Source organism: Flavobacterium sp. GCM10022190, assembly GCF_042656445.1.
Taxonomy (GTDB): Bacteria; Bacteroidota; Bacteroidia; order Flavobacteriales; family Flavobacteriaceae; genus Flavobacterium; species Flavobacterium nitratireducens.
This window is the reverse complement of sequence record NZ_JBHSOQ010000004.1, coordinates 107170-126266: the sequence shown is the minus strand read 5'-3', so window position 1 is coordinate 126266 and position 19097 is coordinate 107170. Positions and strand designations below refer to the sequence as shown.

Below are 19097 nucleotides of genomic sequence, written 5' to 3'. Positions count from 1 at the left end.
CACTGAAATACAATTTTAAAAGCATATGGAAAAAGATGATTTCAAAAAACTGATTGCTCCTTTGGAAGATTTTTCTAAAAATCCTCCAAGCGATTTATGGGAAGCAATTGAGGAAAAATTAGAGGAACCAAAGAAGAAAAGAGCTTTTGCTTATTGGTGGTCAGTGGCAGCAAGTTTGATTGTTGGTCTTGGTTTGTTGGGCGCTTTTTATTTTCAATCTTCTAATGAAAAGCATACTGATGGCATGCCTTTACCAGTTACTCCTCAAAATGGGATAGTTAATCAATCCAGATCTTTGGAAGAAAATAATCCAAAACAAGAAATCCAAGCTGAAGATAAGAATCAAAATAATCAAATAGTTTATCCAAAATCGAACAAAGAAAATAATAATCAAGCTGAAGAAGGCCTAACGCATTCATCAACCCAAAAAGGGTCTAGAAGTATAACTTCGCCTAATTCGCATCATCAATTAGTGGCAGCAACAACAAGTTCTAAAGTTTTGAATGCTGAAAAAGAACAGCAAAATCATTCGGAGATAAATACGATTACTAATCCAGTTTTAGTGCAAGAAAATCCAAATTCAGTCGTTGAAAAATCAGCAACTGAAAATCCGAATAACGCCATTAACCCTAAAGAGGATTTGAAACAAAATGCCTTGGCTGCTTTAGCCAATGAAAACCAAAAGAAAGAGAAAAAATCCACTGTTGAGGATAGATGGTCGCTCCAGTTATTTGCAGGAATAAATAATTCGCAGAATTTAAAAAATCAAAAGAGCTTAGGGAATTCGATTGAGTCTCAAAAAGGTTATAATTATGGTGTGAAAACCAATTATAAACTGAATAAAAGATGGGCGGTAAGTACGGGATTAAAAGTAAGTGAATTAGGTCAGCAAGTCGCTAATGTATCCTATCTGAACGCTTCTCAAAGTCTAGTAAATGTCAATCAGTTATCGTATGCTGCTGCTTCGCATGATAACCAAGGAATCACTACCAACTCTAATTATATATTTGTATCAGCTAATACTAATTCTGAGAAATCGAATGTTAGTCCTACATTTTATGAAAGCGGTAATTTATCTCAACGAGTTCAATACATTGAAATGCCAATGGAGATTTCGTATTCAATTTTAAACAAAGGGAAGGCTCGTTTGAATCTAAACACGGGTGGATTTGTGGGTAGAGTAATTTCGAATAAAGTGGCATTGGATAATACTACGATTGGTAAAAATTCGGATGTAAATGAAACGGTTTTTGGAACTGTATTAAGCAGTACATTACAATATGAATTATACAAGAAGACCAGGGTTTTTGTAGAGCCAGGAATGAATTTTTATACTCAGCCAGTTCAAAATCAAAATTTTAACCAATTTCAAATGCTTTTGAATTTTGGTTTTAATATTTCTTTTTAATTCTTTCAAAAGCGCTTAAGACTGTTTTGATTTGTGTATTTTTGCGCAAATTTTTCTTCAAAACATGTTGCATCAACATTTTATACTTCATAAACCCTACGGTTATTTAAGTCAATTTATTTACGAATTGAAACGCAAAAAGCGACTTTTGGGCGAATTGTATGATTTTCCAGAAGGAACAATGGCAATTGGTCGGCTTGATGAAGATTCGGAAGGCTTATTATTACTCACTACAGATGGAATGATGAGCGAATTAGTTCGTTCTAAAAAAGTAGATAAGGAATATTATGTTCAGGTTGATGGCATAATAAATCAGGAAGCACTAGACGAACTGAAAAAAGGAGTAATGATAGGTGTTAAAGGCGGAAAATACAAAACTAAACCTTGCGAAGCTAGATTGATTTCTGAAATTCCTGATTTTGGTCTCCGAGGAAGAAAAATACGAGACGAACGTCATGGTCCAACTTCTTGGGCTTCCATTACAGTGAATGAAGGTAAATTTCGTCAGGTGCGAAAAATGACCGCAGCCGTTGGATTTCCCACTTTGCGATTAGTACGCGTTAGGGTAGGAAATGTGCTTTTAGGAAATTTACAAGCTGGAGAAGTACGAGAAGTAGATCACTTTGGTCTTAATGATGCTGAAAATTACAATGGCAATTTGAAAAACAAATAATAGTAATCAGATATAATACCCATAAAGAGATGTTAAACATTGTATTAGTAGAACCCGAAATACCAAATAATACAGGGAATATTGGACGATTGTGTGTAGGGACCGAAAGTAGGTTACACTTAATTCATCCTTTTGGTTTTGTGATTAATGATAAAAATTTAAAGCGTTCAGGCTTGGATTATTGGGTGCATCTCGACGTAACTGAATATCAAAATGTAGCCGAATGGATGCAGCAAATTCCAGATAAATCCAGAGTTTTCCTAATGAGTTCCCATGCTGAGAATTCGTATTTGGATATTGAATTTCAAGATGAAGATTGGTTGGTTTTTGGAAAAGAAAGTGTGGGTTTGAGCAAAGAATTTTTGAGTTTATTTGCAAAAGAAAACCAATTGAAGATTCCAATGTCTACTAAAATCAGAAGTTTTAATATCGCAAATTCAGTCGCTTTTGTTGTGGGGGAAGCGAAAAGACAATTAGGATTGATCAATACAATTTAATAAACGAGGAAGTGTTTTTGCTTCCTCGTTTATTTTCTACTATTCACGGGAAACAAACTCACTCAGTGTGATATAAGTGTTGCCGTTGTTAGGATTATGATAGATGTTATATTTTGTTGGGTAATTTCCAGCTTTTTGGAAATGTTCAGGCTGAGAATAGCTTGTGCTGCTATCTACATTAGAAAGTAAATAGTCTAAAGTAATCATAGGTTCTACAAAAATTACTTTTCCGTCATATGATCCATAAATCATTATTTGGGAAAAAGGTAAAAAGTCTGGTAAATTAACAGGTAACCAGTGTTTCCCCATTTGAGGCTCGGCAGTGGCATCACCTGGTGGAGTAAAATAATCGGCGGGCATATATCCATCAGGAGGATAATTATTAAAAGCAGCATCTGTTTCAGCAGACCAACTAGGAATTGCCATTTGATCTTCTACCGAAATCATATAAAAATGCATGTCAAAGTGTGGCACATCAAAAACACCTTCAGGAAAGTGTCCTTCTCGATTCCAATTGAGACCAATGTGGTTAAAAGGGGTGTGCTGTTTTGCTTTCAAATGTAATGGAATTATAATCGTAGAATGGTCAGTTGGGATTTTTTTGTCATTTTCAGCTGTGAGATTTTTAAAAGCATCTGCAGTCATTTCTAGCCCTATTTCTATCGGAGTACCACTTTTGGTAATACTTATCCAGGATCGGACTTTTCCGTATCCAAATTGAACTTCTGGACCTTTAAAAATAGAAAGTTTATCAGTGTTCATTTTTCCAGACAGTAATACTGTAGCATCACTTTGTAAATCATCATTTGTTGTATTGTCTGAACTACAGGCAAAAACAAAGAAAAGAGCTCCTAGGGCAATCATTTTTTTGGGCAGAGTAAACAAATTTTCCATGATTAAAAGTTTTAAATTATTTAATGATGTAGATAAGTTTAGCTTTGGAGCGGTAAAAAAAGAGTATTAAAAGTACGATTTATTTTTTGTAAATTGTTGAAAAACAGTGTTTTTAATTTTTTGTTTTAGGAAAATATAAAGCGCCCTTTTTCCGCATCAAATGAAATATGTTCATCTTTGAAAAGCGTAGCAAAAACACCTTTAGAGATTAAATTACAAGGTTGATCCTGAACGATGGTTTCTGGAGTCATAATGATCATTTCATCACTCAATTGAATGGCCAAATCAATATCGTGAGTAGAAAAAAGAATGCACTTTTGGGTTTCATTGCTAAGTTTTTTTAGCAGTTTGAACAGTGCTACCTTATGAAGTAAATCCAAATGTGTTGTTGGTTCGTCAAGGATAATTAGTGGCGTATCCTGAGCCAATGCTCTCGCTACCAAAACCTTTTGCAATTGACCATCGCTAATTTCAAAATGTCTTTTAGTTGCTAAGTGTTCAATTTGCGTAAGCGTTAATGCGTCATTTACTTTTTTTATGTCTTCCTCTGATAAAGTCCCAATCCAGTTTGTATAAGGTTGTCTACCCAGTGCTACCAGCTCGAATACGCTAAGATTACTGGGCGGTAATTTTTCGGTTAGTACCAAACTTAGATTTTGGGCTAAAGTCAAAGCATTCATATGATGAATGTCTTTTCCGTTTAATGTGATAGTTCCAGAAATTGGTTTTTGAATAGCTGTTAATGTTCGTAATAAAGTTGATTTTCCAATCCCATTTGCACCAATTAAAGACACGAGTTTCCCTTTTTCTAAAGTTAAGTTTATATCAGCAGCGATAAGGTTTGTCCCTTTTTTATGGGTATAACCTATGCTAATTTGCTTTGCTTGTAATAAGGGATTAGAATTACTCATTTTGAATTATTCAGCTAATGAAAATTGAGAGTCGTAAAGGTTTTTATAATAACCGGATTCTTTGTTAATTAGTTCTTGATGTGTTCCTTCTTCAACAATTAAACCTTTGTCCATTACTACAATTTTATCGGCATTTACAATAGTAGCCAGTCTATGCGCAATAACAATAGAAGTTCTTCCTTTAGTAATGGTTTCGGTAGCGCGTTGAATTAATTCTTCTGAGTAAGTATCAATCGAAGAAGTCGCTTCGTCCAAAATTAAGATGCTTGGATTGCTTACGTAGGCTCTCAAAAACGCTATCAATTGGCGTTGACCTGAAGAAAGCATCACACCGCGTTCTTTTACATCAAAATCATAATTGTTAGGTAAGCTCATAATAAAATCATGAACACCTATTTCTTTTGCAGCAGCGTAAACATCTTTTCTACTAATATTGGGATTGTTTAGTGTGATATTGTTGTAAATGGTATCTGCAAAAAGAAATACATCTTGCAGTACAATAGCAATTTGTTTTCTGAGTGAACTCAACGTGTAATCTTCGATGTTGACATTATCAATACAAATAGTACCACTTTTTATTTCGTAAAAACGATTCAATAAATTGATAATGGTCGATTTTCCGGCACCGGTAGAACCAACAATTGCTATGGTTTCTCCTGAATTAATTTTTAAATCAATGCCTTTAATGACTTCTTCGTTGTCAATATAACTAAAGCGAACATCCTTGAAAGTAATATTCCCATCAAATATTGGTGCTTCAATGTTTCCATTATCCTGAATTTGGTCCTGCGTATCGATAATTTCAAAAACACGATTTGCCGATATCATTCCGAGTTGCATCTCATTGAATTTATCTGCAATTTGGCGTAAAGGATTGAAAAGTAAACTGATAAACATAGTGTATGAAAACAAATCCCCAAACGTGGTAAAATGATCGCCATTTATGATTTTGATACCTCCATACAAAACCACACATCCTAAGGTTAACGACGAAATAATATCGGCAATAGGGAAGAAGATGGAGTTGTAAAGAATGGTTTTAATCCAGGCGTTTTGATGTTTTTCGTTTATAATTTTAAATTTTTCCGATTCAATTTCTTCTCGATTAAATAATTGAACGATTTTCATTCCTGTAACACGTTCTTGTACGAAGGTATTCATATTGGCAATTTGTGCGCGTACTTCCTCAAAAGCAACTTGCATTTTGCGTTGGAAAATACGGGTAACATACACAAGAATAGGCATAGCAACAATAACGATCCAAGTGAGTTTCCAGTTCATGTAGAACATAAAAATAAGTACAACTACCATTTTCATTAGGTCACTTATAATCATGAATAAACCTTGACTGAAAATTCGAGCAATTGATTCGATGTCTGATACCGAACGGGTTACCAATTGTCCTACTGGAACTAAGTCAAAATATTTCATTCTAAAACTCAGGATGTGTTTGAACAATTTGACACGAATGTCTTTTACAATGTCTTGTCCTAACCAGTTAGCCCAATACACAAAATAAAATTGAGAGAAAACCTCCAATAGCAATACAATTCCCATCAATGTGATGTAAAGTAAAAGTCCAGAAGCATCTTCTTTTTGGATATAGCTATCCACTGTTTGCTTTAATAAATACGGTCTTAAAGCTGAAAAAACGGATAACGAAATGGCAAATACCACCACGCCATTAAAACGCCATTGGTAAGGTTTTGTATAGTGTAATATTCTTTTGAATAATCGTGTATCGAATGCTTTTGCTTTCATTTCTTTATTTTGTGCTTAATCCATCGTTTTCAGTTCATAGTCCTTTTTTTCTATTTTGCCACTGAAAGCAAAGGACTATTTACCAAGAACTAATCCTCTATGTAAGGATATACTATTTTTGTTAAATACAATCCGTGTGCAGGAACCGAAAATCCTGCTTTTTCTCTGTTTTTACTTTCAATAATACGAATAAAATCGGCTACATTAATTTTGTGTAAACCTATATTTACGAGAGTGCCTACGATAGCACGAACCATGTTTCTTAAAAATCGATTGGCCGAAATGGTGAAAATTAACTTATTGTACTCCTTTTTCCAATAGGCTTCATAAATACTGCAATCAAAAGTGTTTACATCGGTATTTACTTTGGAAAAACATTGAAAATCGGTATAATTCAAAAGGAGTTGTGCTGCTTCGTTCATCAAATCTATATCGAGAGATTGATTGACATACCAACTTTGTTCATGTAAAAAAGCATCTTTAAAAAGATGGATGTGATATTCATAAGTTCTTTTAGTTGCATCAAAACGGCAGTGTGCTTCTTCATTTACCTGGAAAATAGTATATATTACAATGTCTTTAGGAAGATAAGAATTGAGTTTATGAATTAATTTTGGGATGTCAAAAACGGTCTCAAAATCAAAATGGGCATACATTTCTCGAGCATGAACACCCGTGTCCGTTCGTCCTGCTCCCATTAAACTTATATCCGAATGCAATAATACAGATAACGCTTTGTTCAAGGTTTCTTGAACTGATGCGGCATTTGGCTGTATTTGCCAGCCATGATAAAGACTTCCGTTGTAGGCTAATTTTATAAAATATCTCAAGTTTTTTATCTCAAAGTTTCAGAATTTCAAAGGTACAAAGTTTTTATGTTGTAAAAAGCTTAAAAGTTTTATACTGTCCTGTATCTTTGTTTTTTTCGGGACCTTTTATTTATTTTTTAATGAAAAAAATTCTGTTACTTTCGGATACTCACAGCCATATAGATGATGCAATTTTAAAATATGTAGCACAAGCAGATGAAGTTTGGCATGCAGGCGATATAGGTGATTTGAATGTTACAGATACTCTTAAAAAACTCAAAACACTGCGAGCTGTTTATGGAAACATTGATAATGCTCAGGCACGATTAGAATTTCCATTACATAATCGTTTTATGTGCGAAGGGGTTTCTGTTTGGATAACACATATTGGTGGTTATCCTGGTAAATATAATCCCGCCATAAAAATGGAAATTGCCAGTAATCCTCCACAATTGTTTATATGCGGGCATTCGCATATTTTAAAAGTAATGTTTGATAAAAAACACAATTTATTGCACATGAATCCTGGTGCCTGTGGTAAAAGTGGTTTTCATCAAGTACGAACTATGTTGCGATTTACTATTGATGCTGATAAAATCAAGGATTTAGAAATTGTTGAACTAGGCAAAAGAGTTTGATTACAAATTATATTCGATAGGAACTATAATTTTTATGGTGGTTCCCTTAGTCGGTTCAGAAATGATTCTAAATTTTCCTCCCATTGTATTGATTCTTGCTCTAATTTGATTCAATCCAAAGCCTTCGATGGTTCTGAAATTTTTGATTTCAAATCCAATTCCGTTATCTTTTACTAAAATATGCAGATTTGAATCTATTTCCTTTAGATCAATTTTGGCTCGTGATGCTTGGCTATGTTTAATGATGTTGTTTATTAATTCACTAACAATGAAATACATTTTCATTTCAAATTCATCATTATATCGTGTTTCGTCAGGAATATTGTTGCTGAAATTAAATTGTAAAGAGGAGTTTGAGTTGGTTTCGCACAAATCATTCAACGCATGAAATAGACCAAAACGCACTAAGAGAGAGGGTAAAAGTTGGTGAGATAAATCACGAATTTTATAATGCGTTTGAATTAGTATTGATTTTGTTTTAGTTATCTCTTCACTATTAGTGTTGTTTTTTGTTGAAAAAACCTTAAGATGTAAGGAAGCAGAAGAAAGTAATGCGCTGATATTATCATGTAGGAAAGAAGCAATTTTTTTTCTTTCCATTTCTTGTCCATTTATAGTAGCGGTAATAATGTTTTCTTGAATTTTATTTTCTATATCTCGAATTTTATTTTTTTGTTTAAGTTGAACGTTTTGAAAATACAAATAAGAAAGAATAATTACGGTAAGTAAAATGGATATAATTACAATACTTATTATTTTGTTTTTGGATTGTTTTTCTATTAATAGTTCGTGATTGGTTTTGTATTCAATTTTAATGTTATCAATTTCTCTTTTGTACTCGTCAATTTCTAAATTAACACCTATAATATTCAATTTTTTTAATCGTTCTTCATTTTTAAGTTGAGTTGTGATGCTATTATAGGCATGCAAATTTTCGTAGGCTTGTTTGAATTTTTTTGTTTTAAATAAGAAATTTGAATATTCTTGATGCGCATAAGATAGATCTGATTTGTCTTTATCTTTTTGGCCAAGTTCAATGGCTTTTTTAAAATAGGTTTCAGCAGCTTCGATATTGTTAAGATGTGATTGATACATACCGTTAAGCATGTTGATTATAACTAGCGTCGATGAATCACTATCTTTTTTATGGTGTTTATTGATATAATTTAAATAGGGTTGTCCAAGCTCGAATTTGCGTATGTCAAAATAAGCCCAAGTGATGTTGAATTTAGTTAGGAAAATTTCCGAGGAATCACCAAGTCTAGTACTGTATAGTAATGATTTTTTGTAGTAATAGATTCCTTTACCAAATTCTTTCTTGTCAAAACAATGAATGTTTCCTAAGTTGTTATACAGCCAGCTCTTAAGTTCTGAGTTGTTGGTTTTATTGGCAAAAATTAGTGATTTTCTGTAATAAAATAATGCTTTTTCATATTCACCTAATTGGTCAAAATTGGCAGCAATAGTGTTATAATTCAGAGCAATTAGATTATTATCTTTTTTTGCGATTGCATCACTCAGTATTTTACGACTTAACAATAATGATTCTTCATATTTTTCATTCCTCATTAAGTCGGTTGCTTTTTTTATTAAGTTCTTAATGTCGTTTTTAGCTTCTATTTCTGTATGCGAATACAGTAAATTAGTACTGCAGCAAATGAGTACTAATAGAAAGCTATAAAAACATTTTTTGAACGTCATAAACGATAAAGAGGCTAGCAGTTAAGGTTTGATTAGGTTGTTTTTCAGTGCAAATTTGACCAAACTAATTGTGTTTTTAGCGTTAAGTTTTTTGAGTATGTTTTTACGATGTGTTTCAACGGTATTGGAGCTAATAAAAAGTTTTTCAGAAATTTCTTTTCCACTATATTCCAAAGCAATTAATGTAATGATTTCTATTTCACGTCCCGTTAATTGGTATTCGGGGCTTATTGTTGTTGAATTTAATTTTGGATTTTTTTTGGTTGCCGAATTGAATATGATTTCACGAACTTGATTAGAGAAGTATTCTTCACCAGTATTGACAACTTGTATGGCTTCAACAATATTTTCGCCAGCGCATTGTTTTGTCAAATAACCGCTAGCTCCTAATTTCATGACTTCTTGGATTATTTTGACGTCTTCATAGGAAGAAAGAACAATTACTTTGCAAGGATAGCCTTTTTTTGAAAATTCTTTGAGTACTTCAATACCATCTTTTTCAGGCATATTAATGTCTAATACTAATATATCAGTAGCGTTATTGGTTACCTCTTCATAAAGGGTAGTGCCTTTCAATGAAAAACCAACAACATTGAAATTAGGAATCGAATTCAATAAAGTTCGCATACCATCAATTAGTACTTTGTGGTCGTCGGCAAGATGAATTCGTATTGTTTTTTTCATAATAAGTTTCTTATAGTCAAATGTAAAAAAATAAAACAAAAAAACCCGAATATAAATTCGGGTTTCCTTCGCACTAATAAATTAAAATTTATAGGTTTACCTCAATCGATCCACAGATTTTACAAGATCTTCATCCTTTTTGATTGCTTTATTAGCTAAAACTAATGCAACAATTGCAAAAATAGGTAGAAACATCCCAATACCTTTCTCAGAAACTTTTGGCGTTTCTCCAGATAAATTTAGTGAATGATATAAAAACAATCCTAATAAAATCAAATTTAATATCATATTCAATCTGCCAAGAACAAATTGATTTTGTCTTTTTTTATAGGATAAAATGCTTAAAATTGATAAAGTAGTACTTAGACCAAAGAGAACTACATAAAGCTGATTTTGCATAAATAAAAAAACTTTGCCACCTTCTAATGTCCATAATGGAAAAATAAATGGCAAAACTCCTGTTATAACAAAAGCTAAAAGTAAATATACGGTTTGGATTCTTTGTAACATAGTATCAATATTGCTCTACAAAAATATATTTTCTTTTTTTAAAATACTATTGTATGCTAAATTTTTATTCGTATTATTGCAATACAATACCGTAAGCACTTCATACTGCGGTCAATTCAAAGAAAAAAATACACCTATTAATTTTTCAAGGTTCCCCATTTTAAATTAAATTCATAAAACATTCATGTTTGATATTTCGGCATTAAAAGAAATGAAGCTTTCTGAGCTTCAACAAATAGCTAAAGCTGCTAAAACAATAAAATACAACGGTGTTAAAAAAGAAGCCTTAATTGCAAGTATTTTGGATTTTCAAAAATCGTTAGAAGCTACTACTGTTGCTGATGAAAAACCAATAGCTGCTGAAACAGAAGATAAGCCTAAACGTACTCGTATTGCTCCTGTAAAAAAACAAACAGTTGCTAAAGACAAGACTGTAACTGCTGTAGCGCCAGAAGCAGCCGTAGTAGAAATAAATGAAGGAAAACTTGATTTTCCTATAGAAACAACCGAAAACGAAATTGTACAAGAAACAAAAGCAGAAGAAAAAAATAATGGAGGTGAAAGTACAGGCAAAACCAAGGTTGTAAAGTTTAATAAAGCCAATTATGAAAAGAAAATTGCTTTAAAAAAGAATAAAGAAAACAAAGAAGTTTCAACGGAAACGCCTGTTGTTGCAGAATCAACTTCAACAGATGATGCTGTTCAAGTAGTTGCAAATGCAGAGGTTTCTGCTCCAGCACCACAAAAGAAAATTAATCCTAACCAGAATAAACAGAATCAGAATTCTAACCAAAACCAGAACCAAAACCAGAATTCTAATCCAAATCCAAATCAGAATTTTAAAAATAAAAAGAACAATAATTTTAGAGACGCTGACTTTGAATTTGATGGAATCATCGAAAGTGAAGGCGTACTGGAAATGATGCCTGACGGTTACGGATTTTTACGTTCTTCCGATTATAATTATTTAGCTTCTCCCGATGATATTTATTTGTCTACTTCACAAATTAGATTATTTGGATTAAAAACTGGAGATACCGTAAAAGGAGTGGTACGACCTCCAAAAGAAGGTGAGAAGTTTTTCCCGTTAGTTCGTGTATTAAAAATCAACGGACATGATCCACAAGTGGTTAGAGACAGAATTTCATTCGAGCATTTAACTCCAATTTTCCCTTCTGAAAAATTCAAATTAGCCGAAAGACAAAGTACCATTTCAACCCGTATTATTGATTTGTTTTCTCCAATAGGGAAAGGACAACGTGGTATGATTGTGGCGCAACCTAAAACTGGTAAAACCATGTTGTTGAAAGAGATAGCAAATGCTATTGCGGCTAATCATCCTGAAGTATACCTAATTGTTTTATTGATTGATGAGCGTCCTGAGGAGGTTACAGATATGCAACGTTCGGTACGTGGAGAAGTAATTGCTTCCACTTTTGACAGAGAACCACAAGAACACGTAAAAATTGCGAATATTGTACTTGAAAAATCTAAACGATTGGTAGAATGTGGTCATGATGTAGTAATCTTATTGGACTCGATTACGCGTTTAGCAAGAGCTTATAATACAGTACAGCCAGCTTCTGGTAAAGTATTAAGTGGTGGGGTAGATGCTAATGCATTGCAAAAACCAAAACGTTTCTTTGGAGCGGCTCGTAATGTTGAAAAAGGAGGTTCGTTAAGTATTATTGCTACTGCGTTGACAGAAACAGGTTCGAAAATGGATGAGGTTATTTTCGAAGAGTTCAAAGGAACTGGTAACATGGAATTGCAATTGGATAGAAAAATTGCTAATAAACGTATTTTCCCAGCTATCGATTTGACTTCATCAAGTACTCGTAGAGATGATTTATTATTGGATAAAGACACACTACAAAGAATGTGGATTATGAGAAAATACCTTTCTGATATGAATCCAGTTGAAGCAATGGAATTTATCAATGATAGATTCAAGAAAACAAGAAACAACGAGGAGTTTTTAATTTCTATGAACGACTAATTCTTAGAATGCAGATTTTAGAATTTAGATTTCGGAATTTTAAAATAAAGATAAAAAAAGGGATTTTCAAACTGAAAATCCCTTTTTTATTGCCTTCTGCCTTCTGCTGAAAACTATATCTTTCTCTCCAACAAAGCCATATAGAATCCATCAAAACCAGATTCCGAAGCTAATATTTTGTGATCTTTGATAAAAGTAAATTGTTTTCCAATATCCGTTTTTAAGAAACGTTCTACTTGTTCTTGATTTTCTGATGGAAGTACTGAACAGGTAGCGTAAACTAATTTTCCTCCTGGTTTTACAATTTTAGAATAGTTTTCCAAAACTTCTGCCTGAACTTTACGGATGTTGTCAATAAACTCAGGTTGCAATTTCCATTTGGCATCTGGATTTCTTTTCAAAACACCTAAACCACTACAAGGAGCATCAATCAATACACGGTCTGCTTTTTCGTGTAATTTTTTAATTACTTTGGTGGTATCAATGATTCGGTACTCAACATTGAAAACGCCGTTTCTTTTAGCTCTTAGTTTTAATTGTTTTAATTTACTTTCATATAAATCCATTGCAATCAATTGGCCTTTATTTTCCATTAATGAAGCAATGTGCAAGGTTTTTCCACCAGCACCAGCACAAGTATCAACAACGCGCATTCCAGGTTTTACATCTAGGAATGGAGCAACTAATTGTGAACTGGCATCCTGAACTTCAAACAAACCTTCTTTAAAAGCATCTGTTAAAAAAACATTCGCACGTTCTTTTAAAACCAAAGCATCTGCTTGGTCATCTAGATATTCGGTTTCAATGTCTAAGTCCATTAAAATGGCTCTTAGTTTTTCTTTAGTAGTTTTTAGAGTATTGGTTCTAAGAATTACTTTGGCGGGTTGATTTTGAGCTGCAATTTCTTTTGCCCACACTTTTTCGCCTAATTCTTTAACTCCTATCTCATCCATCCAGTCTGGAATAGATTCTTTGAAAACTCGGTTTTTTGATAATTCGTCAAAACGCCCTTTAATTTTTCTTTCAGGTGTGCCTTCTAGTTGACGCCAATCAGGAATTGGGTAACCTCTTAAAACTGCCCAAACAGCAAACATTCTCCAAAGATTGTCTCTGTCAAAAGGTTCTTTAACTTCGGCAATCTCGGCATATAGTCTTTTCCAACGAACAATTTCGTAGATAGTTTCTGCAACAAATTTTCTATCGGAACTTCCCCAACGTTTGTCTTTTTTTAGTGCTCTTGCTACTACTTTATCGGCATATTCTCCTTCGTTAAATATCGCATTTAGAGAATCAATGGTAGTATATACTAAGTTTCTGTGTAATCTCATTTTAATAATTTGAGCTGCAAAGGTACTACTAAATGATTTGAAAGTAAATTTATTTTTTAAATCTGCGAAAATGATTTATTTTACGAGAAAAATTGAGTTTCCTATTGGATTGAATTTTTTAAAAAATACCACAAATTTGAATAACTTAATTTCGAATTTGCGGTAAAAAAAATAAAATTTGCCTATTCTTTTTATTTTAATTTCTCTTTAAAAAAATCGATAGTTCTAGTCCAGGCTAATGTGGCTGTTTTTTCATCATAACGTGGTGTGGTGTTGTTATGAAAACCATGATTTACATTTGGATAAATGTGAGCGGTGTTTGGAACATTGTTTTTCTTTAAAATAGCTTCAAATGCTGACCATCCCTCATTTACTCGAGTATCTAATCCTGCATATTGTAATAATAAAGGCGTTTTGATTTGTTCGGCTTCCTCGGCGGTAGGTTGTCCACCATAAAAAGGGACAGCAGCTCCTAAAGTTGGTATTTTTACAGCCATTAGATTAGCTATCCATCCTCCAAAACAAAATCCAACAACACCTATATGTCCATTACAATCTGGATTATTTTTTAAGGAATAGTAGGCAGCAATAAAATCTTCTAGCATTTCATAACGGTCTCTTTTTTTCTGAAGTTCGCGACCTGCATCGTCGTTGCCTGGGTAACCTCCAAGTGGAGTTAAAGCGTCTGGAGCTAAACTGATAAATCCATCCACAGCTAATCGACGACCAACATCCTCAATATACGGATTTAGACCACGGTTTTCATGCACTACAATAACACCTGGGATTTTTTTACGGATTTTGCTCGGTTTGGAAAGTAAACCTTTGATTTTTCCACCTCCTTTGGGAGAATCATAGGTGATATAGTCGGAGATGATTCTTGGGTCTTCAGGTTGAACGGTAATTGAATTTACATAATCAGGAGTAATAAAACTTAATAGCGAAGGTAGCGTAAGTGTGCCAACTGCAAAAACAGAAAGTTTTTCTATAAATTGTCGACGTTCAATTTTGTTGTGTGCATAATCGTCATATAAGTCAAATACTTCCTGACTGATATCTTCTTTGGTTATTTTTTTCATGATTTAACAGTTGGTTTTCAATTTGCCTAAATTTAGTCATATTATTCATCTTTTAAATAAAAAAAGCTCCTAAAAAGGAGCTTTAAAAAAAAAATATCAATTGATACTTTTAGAATTTGTATTTGATACTAGTCATTACTTGACGAGGAGCAATTGGGTTAGCACTGTAATTTTCGTGTACAGTGTAATTCAATTCGTTTGTAATATTAGATAATTTACATAAGATAGAGAATTTTTTCCACTCATAGCCTACAGAAGCATCAACTGTAGTATAACCTCCAACAGGCACTTCTCTATCTTGGACAATTAGAGTTCCAGGATTATTCGTGTCTTCAATATAACGATTGTTCCAACCAGCAATTCTGTCTCCTATGTAATTTCCAATTGCACCTACTGAAATTCCTTTAAATTTTCCTGCGGGCACAGTATAGAAGAAACTTAAATTAGCCGTAGTAGTAGGGGTTCTGGCTACTCGATCTCCTTTGATTGAGTTGTTAAGTGCAACCGGGATATCTCCAAATCTCATGTCATTATAGCTATAACCTGCATTGATTTTAAATCCATCTAATGGTCTTGCAGTTACATCCACTTCAACTCCTTTACTTTTCGTTTCTCCACTCATAACTTTGATGTTTGTGTTGTTGTTAGGAGTCACGCCATCAGCTTCAAAAGGAGCTGTTTGTACTAAATTATTATTTTTAATGATATATAAAGTTACGTTTGTGCTTAATATACCTCTCCAAAAATCGGTTTTAATTCCTGTTTCAAATTGGTCAATTATTGAGGGTTTTATGTTTTTACCATCAACAGTTACTCCTGATGTATTTGGTGTAAATGAGTTAGAGTAACTTCCAAATATACTGATGTCTTTTGTCGGTTGGATTACTAATCCTGCTTTTGGTGAAAATGCATTGTCTAAACGTTTAGGATCAATTGTAGGTTTTGCATCATAAACAGAAGTAGTTAGTGAGTTTTGAGTTTTATTAACTGTTTCAGAATAGTTTGTTGTTTCTGATTCGATCCAAGACCAACGAAGACCAGCTAAAACTTTTACATAATCATTTAATGAAATTAAGTCTTGAAAGTAAGCTCCGAAACGACGAGAGTCTGTATAAGCAATTTTTGTTGCCCTTGAAGGATAGGGAACTACATTACTTTGTGTGCTTGGGTCGTAATTAAAAAGATTTATTGAAGTGTTTTCTGTTGTAACAGCAGTAGCAGATGTTGGGGTTGTGAAAAATCCGAAAGTATAATTTGTTGCTAATGAATTTTCCCAGTCAACACCTGTGAAAATTTGGTGTTTAATATCCCAAGTTTTAAAAAATCCTTGTAAACTTAATTGATTTCCAAATATTTTTTCTTCGTTTTGATTTCTAGTCAACCCTCTTTTCCAATCACCGCGAGTAGCGTAAGTGTCTAAGTTAGATAATTGAGAAGTTGAGGTTTGGGTTCTTTTGTAGTTTTGAAATGAACTATTAAAGCTTAATTTCCAGTTTTTATTGAAATCATGATTAAGTAAGGCTGAAGCACTAGCCGTTTTTGTGTTTCCAGTTGACCAAAGTGCTCCATAATAAGCACTACGTGGTAAATTAAGGATTTCTTTTCCTATAATTCCTGTTCCAAAATCGGGAGTCCAATCAGCATTTAAGTAATCTCCCTGAACCGTAATATTTGTTTTTTCACTAATATTGAATAAAAACGAAGGGTTAAAGTATATACGCTCGTTTTTTACATAATCTCTAAAGCTTTTTGCATTTTCATACGAACCATTAAAACGATAGGCAATATATTTATTTAGAGGGCCGTAAAAATCTACAGAAGGTTTGTAGTAATCATAACTTCCTGTCTGCATATTGATTTCTCCTCCTTTTTCAAATTTTGGAGTTTTGGTAACTAAATTCATTATTCCTCCAGGAGCTACATTTCCAAATAATAAGGCAGAACCTCCTTTTAAAAATTCTACTCTTTCTAATGATGAAACTTCAGGAATTGAACCACCGTTATAACGGAAACCATTTTTGAACATATTGTTGGCAGTCATATCGTAACCTCTAGACCAAAATGATTCTTGAGCGCCACCACGAGCAGAACCTACATAAACACCGTTTGCATTTTTGATAACATCACTTAAACGAATAGCTTGTTGTTGCGTGATAATTTCATTATCGATAACCTGAACACTTTGTGGTAAATCCATTGGTTTTATTCCTGCTCTAGAAACAGAAACTGGTTTTTGAGGTTTGTTTCCGGTTACGGTAACTTCTCTAAGGATTTGTCCTTTTTTGTTCTTGATGGTGTCAAGAGGATCTGCAGTAACTTCAGATGTATTATAATTTAAAGCGGAAGCAATCTCTTGAGCTTGATTAGATATTGAAAATAATAATGCTATTGTGGGCAGTAAAATTCTTTTCATTTTGTTCTTTATTTGGATTTATTTAAAATAACAGTGCAAATGTAAAATCAAAAAATGGTTTACGCAAGAATTATTTAGAATAAATAAAAATAAAAATTAACAAAAGTTTTATAAGTTGTTGGTATTTTTTTAAAGCAAGTTTATAAATACATTTTGGTGTTCAGTTAGTCAACTCTGTTTTGTTTTTAAAGTATTGTTTTTTAGTTTTTTAGAGGGTTTCAGGAACCAAAAAAGACAAGATGAGTAATGAAACTAAATTTTCTTACTAGATATCACATTTGATTTTTGTCAATTCAAATCTTGATTGTTGTGATTCTATTTATCCAATTTTGGAGGATTAAGGTGATTTTTAAAGAAGCTATAAAGCGTATTTAGACTTGTCTCTGTTTGCGGAATAGCATGTCCTTTGCCATAATTGATAAGTGTGGTTGTTGTAACTCCTAATTTGTCTAATTTGTTTTTAAAATGGTTGATTTGATCTTCATAATAGCGATCATCATCCGTATTATAGAAGAATAGCGTAGGCGCAGCAGTTTTTTCCACCAAAAAAGAAGCCCCCATGGTTTCCCAAAGTTTTCGATTTTGTTCTAAAGGTCCCCAAACCAAAGGGCATCTTTGTTCTAAATTTTTATCTCCATCATCGAGGGTGTTGTAAATTAGGGTGTAATCAAATACGCCAGGACCTAAAGCAGCTGCTTGTATGTCATCAGAAATAGTATTATTAAAACCTGCGTTCTCTATTTCTTTAATTTTTTTATCGCCAATAGCTAACGAACCAGCTGTTGAACCTCTGGAAAATCCAAAAAGACCTATTTTATCTGAAAGCCCAACATTTGCTCCAAAAGCACGTAAGGTTCTAATCGCTGATTTTACTTTTTGGGCAGCATCAGGATTGGTTTGAAAAGATTTGTAGGCGTCATTTGGACCATTTTCTGGTTTTCCTTTGCCCCATTGGCAATATTTTGGATGATCGGCTATTGCCCATGCCATTCCATTTGCAGGAGCGCCTTCTAAAAAGGAATCGTTAAAACCAGCAAGTGAATAGGAAAGATTTAGTCTTTGATCTTTATAGGCATCTGTAAGTTTCCCTTTTTTATTATCATAAAATGCATAACTATTGCTATACGAGAAAGAGAGAAGGGTAGGGATTTTGATTTTAGGCTTAGCAGGATATATAATGTCCATGTGCAATGAATCGCCTACAATGTATTCTTCTGGGGTATTGTATATTTTTGGGTTATCAACAAAATAACTTAGATTTCTAGCAATGCGGTAACCTTCAAACAAAATATAAGATTTGTATAAGGAGCAGTTTTTTAAACCACAAAAATTGCCTGCAGCAATAGAATCATTGATAGCTATGATGTCTTTATTTATTTTTAATGCTTTGGCATTTTTGTTTTTTTTATAATCCAATTCAATAACTCTGTACCCTTGGGAGAGTAACCAATTTACATTTTTCTTGTTACTATAACTACCAATTTTTTTAAAAGACAAATTTTCTAGATAAACAACCGTTAGATAATTACCTGCATAATCTTTAATGGGTTGGTTCGATTCAGAAGTTTTGTATTCAATAGTAGTTCCCGTAGTTTTACTAGTCCATTTTCCTTTTCTTGCGTATGAATTAACAATGAATAAAATAAAAAGTATTACCGAAATGCTGTATTTTTTAGTAATGCTTTGTAAAAAGAAATAGGATTTAACGTTCATTGTATTTTCATTGGAATGATTAAAAGGCATAGTACAAAAATAGGATATTATGGTTTATAAAATGGTGTAGATTCATATT

The 19097-nt window shown here is 33.0% G+C and carries 16 protein-coding genes; 5 read left to right on the top strand and 11 right to left on the bottom strand.

Annotated features, from left to right (window positions below; all coding sequences use genetic code 11):
• Positions 1 to 25: 25 nt before the first annotated feature.
• From ACFPTQ_RS13715 to ACFPTQ_RS13705, 3 genes are all read left to right on the top strand, one after another.
• Positions 26 to 1408, top strand: coding sequence for an outer membrane beta-barrel protein (locus tag ACFPTQ_RS13715; RefSeq protein WP_379778126.1), 1383 nt, complete (start codon positions 26 to 28; stop codon positions 1406 to 1408).
• 67 nt (positions 1409 to 1475) lie between these two features.
• Positions 1476 to 2081 carry a pseudouridine synthase gene (locus ACFPTQ_RS13710; RefSeq protein WP_379778277.1) on the top strand — a complete coding sequence of 202 codons (606 nt, stop codon included), beginning with the start codon at positions 1476 to 1478 and terminating at the stop codon, positions 2079 to 2081.
• A gap of 29 nt (positions 2082 to 2110) precedes the next feature.
• Positions 2111 to 2578 carry a tRNA (cytidine(34)-2'-O)-methyltransferase gene (locus tag ACFPTQ_RS13705; RefSeq protein WP_379778124.1) on the top strand — a complete coding sequence of 156 codons (468 nt, stop codon included), beginning with the start codon at positions 2111 to 2113 and terminating at the stop codon, positions 2576 to 2578.
• Between the two features lie 39 nt (positions 2579 to 2617).
• Here the strand turns inward: ACFPTQ_RS13705 and ACFPTQ_RS13700 are convergent, their stop codons facing one another.
• The 4 genes from ACFPTQ_RS13700 to truA all read right to left on the bottom strand — a co-directional run bounded on the left by ACFPTQ_RS13700 (position 2618) and on the right by truA (position 6974).
• Positions 2618 to 3472, bottom strand: coding sequence for a hypothetical protein (locus ACFPTQ_RS13700; RefSeq protein WP_379778123.1), 855 nt, complete (start codon positions 3470 to 3472; stop codon positions 2618 to 2620).
• Positions 3473 to 3597: 125 nt separating this feature from the next.
• Entirely contained in the window at positions 3598 to 4383 is a 786-nt protein-coding gene (locus ACFPTQ_RS13695; protein WP_379778121.1) for an ABC transporter ATP-binding protein, read from the bottom strand.
• Between the two features lie 6 nt (positions 4384 to 4389).
• Positions 4390 to 6144 (bottom strand): ABC transporter ATP-binding protein, encoded by a 1755-nt coding sequence (locus tag ACFPTQ_RS13690; RefSeq protein ID WP_379778119.1) that lies wholly within the window; start codon positions 6142 to 6144, stop codon positions 4390 to 4392.
• Positions 6145 to 6233: 89 nt separating this feature from the next.
• Complete coding sequence (gene truA, locus ACFPTQ_RS13685) at positions 6234 to 6974, bottom strand: tRNA pseudouridine(38-40) synthase TruA (RefSeq protein WP_379778117.1); 741 nt, start codon at positions 6972 to 6974, stop codon at positions 6234 to 6236.
• A gap of 119 nt (positions 6975 to 7093) precedes the next feature.
• Here truA and ACFPTQ_RS13680 point away from each other — a divergent pair, with 119 nt between their 5' ends.
• Positions 7094 to 7591, top strand: a complete 498-nt coding sequence (locus tag ACFPTQ_RS13680) for a metallophosphoesterase family protein (RefSeq protein ID WP_379778115.1) — start codon at positions 7094 to 7096, stop codon at positions 7589 to 7591.
• Here ACFPTQ_RS13680 and ACFPTQ_RS13675 read toward each other — a convergent pair whose 3' ends face one another.
• The 3 genes from ACFPTQ_RS13675 to ACFPTQ_RS13665 all read right to left on the bottom strand — a co-directional run bounded on the left by ACFPTQ_RS13675 (position 7592) and on the right by ACFPTQ_RS13665 (position 10486).
• The gene (locus ACFPTQ_RS13675; RefSeq protein WP_379778113.1) at positions 7592 to 9160 is read right to left on the bottom strand and encodes an ATP-binding protein; all 1569 of its coding nucleotides are present in this window, start codon (positions 9158 to 9160) and stop codon (positions 7592 to 7594) included.
• 153 nt (positions 9161 to 9313) lie between these two features.
• The gene (locus tag ACFPTQ_RS13670) at positions 9314 to 9976 is read right to left on the bottom strand and encodes a response regulator (protein WP_379778111.1); all 663 of its coding nucleotides are present in this window, start codon (positions 9974 to 9976) and stop codon (positions 9314 to 9316) included.
• A 96-nt stretch (positions 9977 to 10072) separates the two neighbouring features.
• Positions 10073 to 10486 (bottom strand): DUF4293 domain-containing protein, encoded by a 414-nt coding sequence (locus ACFPTQ_RS13665; protein ID WP_379778109.1) that lies wholly within the window; start codon positions 10484 to 10486, stop codon positions 10073 to 10075.
• Between the two features lie 184 nt (positions 10487 to 10670).
• Here ACFPTQ_RS13665 and rho point away from each other — a divergent pair, with 184 nt between their 5' ends.
• Positions 10671 to 12485 carry a transcription termination factor Rho gene (gene rho, locus ACFPTQ_RS13660; protein WP_379778107.1) on the top strand — a complete coding sequence of 605 codons (1815 nt, stop codon included), beginning with the start codon at positions 10671 to 10673 and terminating at the stop codon, positions 12483 to 12485.
• Between the two features lie 113 nt (positions 12486 to 12598).
• On the opposite strand, the gene ACFPTQ_RS13655 is transcribed toward rho, so the two are convergent.
• The 4 genes from ACFPTQ_RS13655 to ACFPTQ_RS13640 form a co-directional block, all read right to left on the bottom strand.
• Positions 12599 to 13813: an RsmB/NOP family class I SAM-dependent RNA methyltransferase gene (locus ACFPTQ_RS13655; protein WP_379778105.1), complete on the bottom strand. Its 1215-nt coding sequence runs from the start codon at positions 13811 to 13813 to the stop codon at positions 12599 to 12601.
• Positions 13814 to 14004: 191 nt separating this feature from the next.
• Complete coding sequence (locus tag ACFPTQ_RS13650) at positions 14005 to 14892, bottom strand: dienelactone hydrolase family protein (RefSeq protein ID WP_379778103.1); 888 nt, start codon at positions 14890 to 14892, stop codon at positions 14005 to 14007.
• A 109-nt stretch (positions 14893 to 15001) separates the two neighbouring features.
• Entirely contained in the window at positions 15002 to 17305 is a 2304-nt protein-coding gene (locus ACFPTQ_RS13645; protein WP_379778101.1) for a TonB-dependent siderophore receptor, read from the bottom strand.
• A 315-nt stretch (positions 17306 to 17620) separates the two neighbouring features.
• Positions 17621 to 19048 carry an alpha/beta hydrolase family protein gene (locus ACFPTQ_RS13640; protein WP_379778099.1) on the bottom strand — a complete coding sequence of 476 codons (1428 nt, stop codon included), beginning with the start codon at positions 19046 to 19048 and terminating at the stop codon, positions 17621 to 17623.
• Between the last annotated feature and the right edge of the window lie 49 nt (positions 19049 to 19097).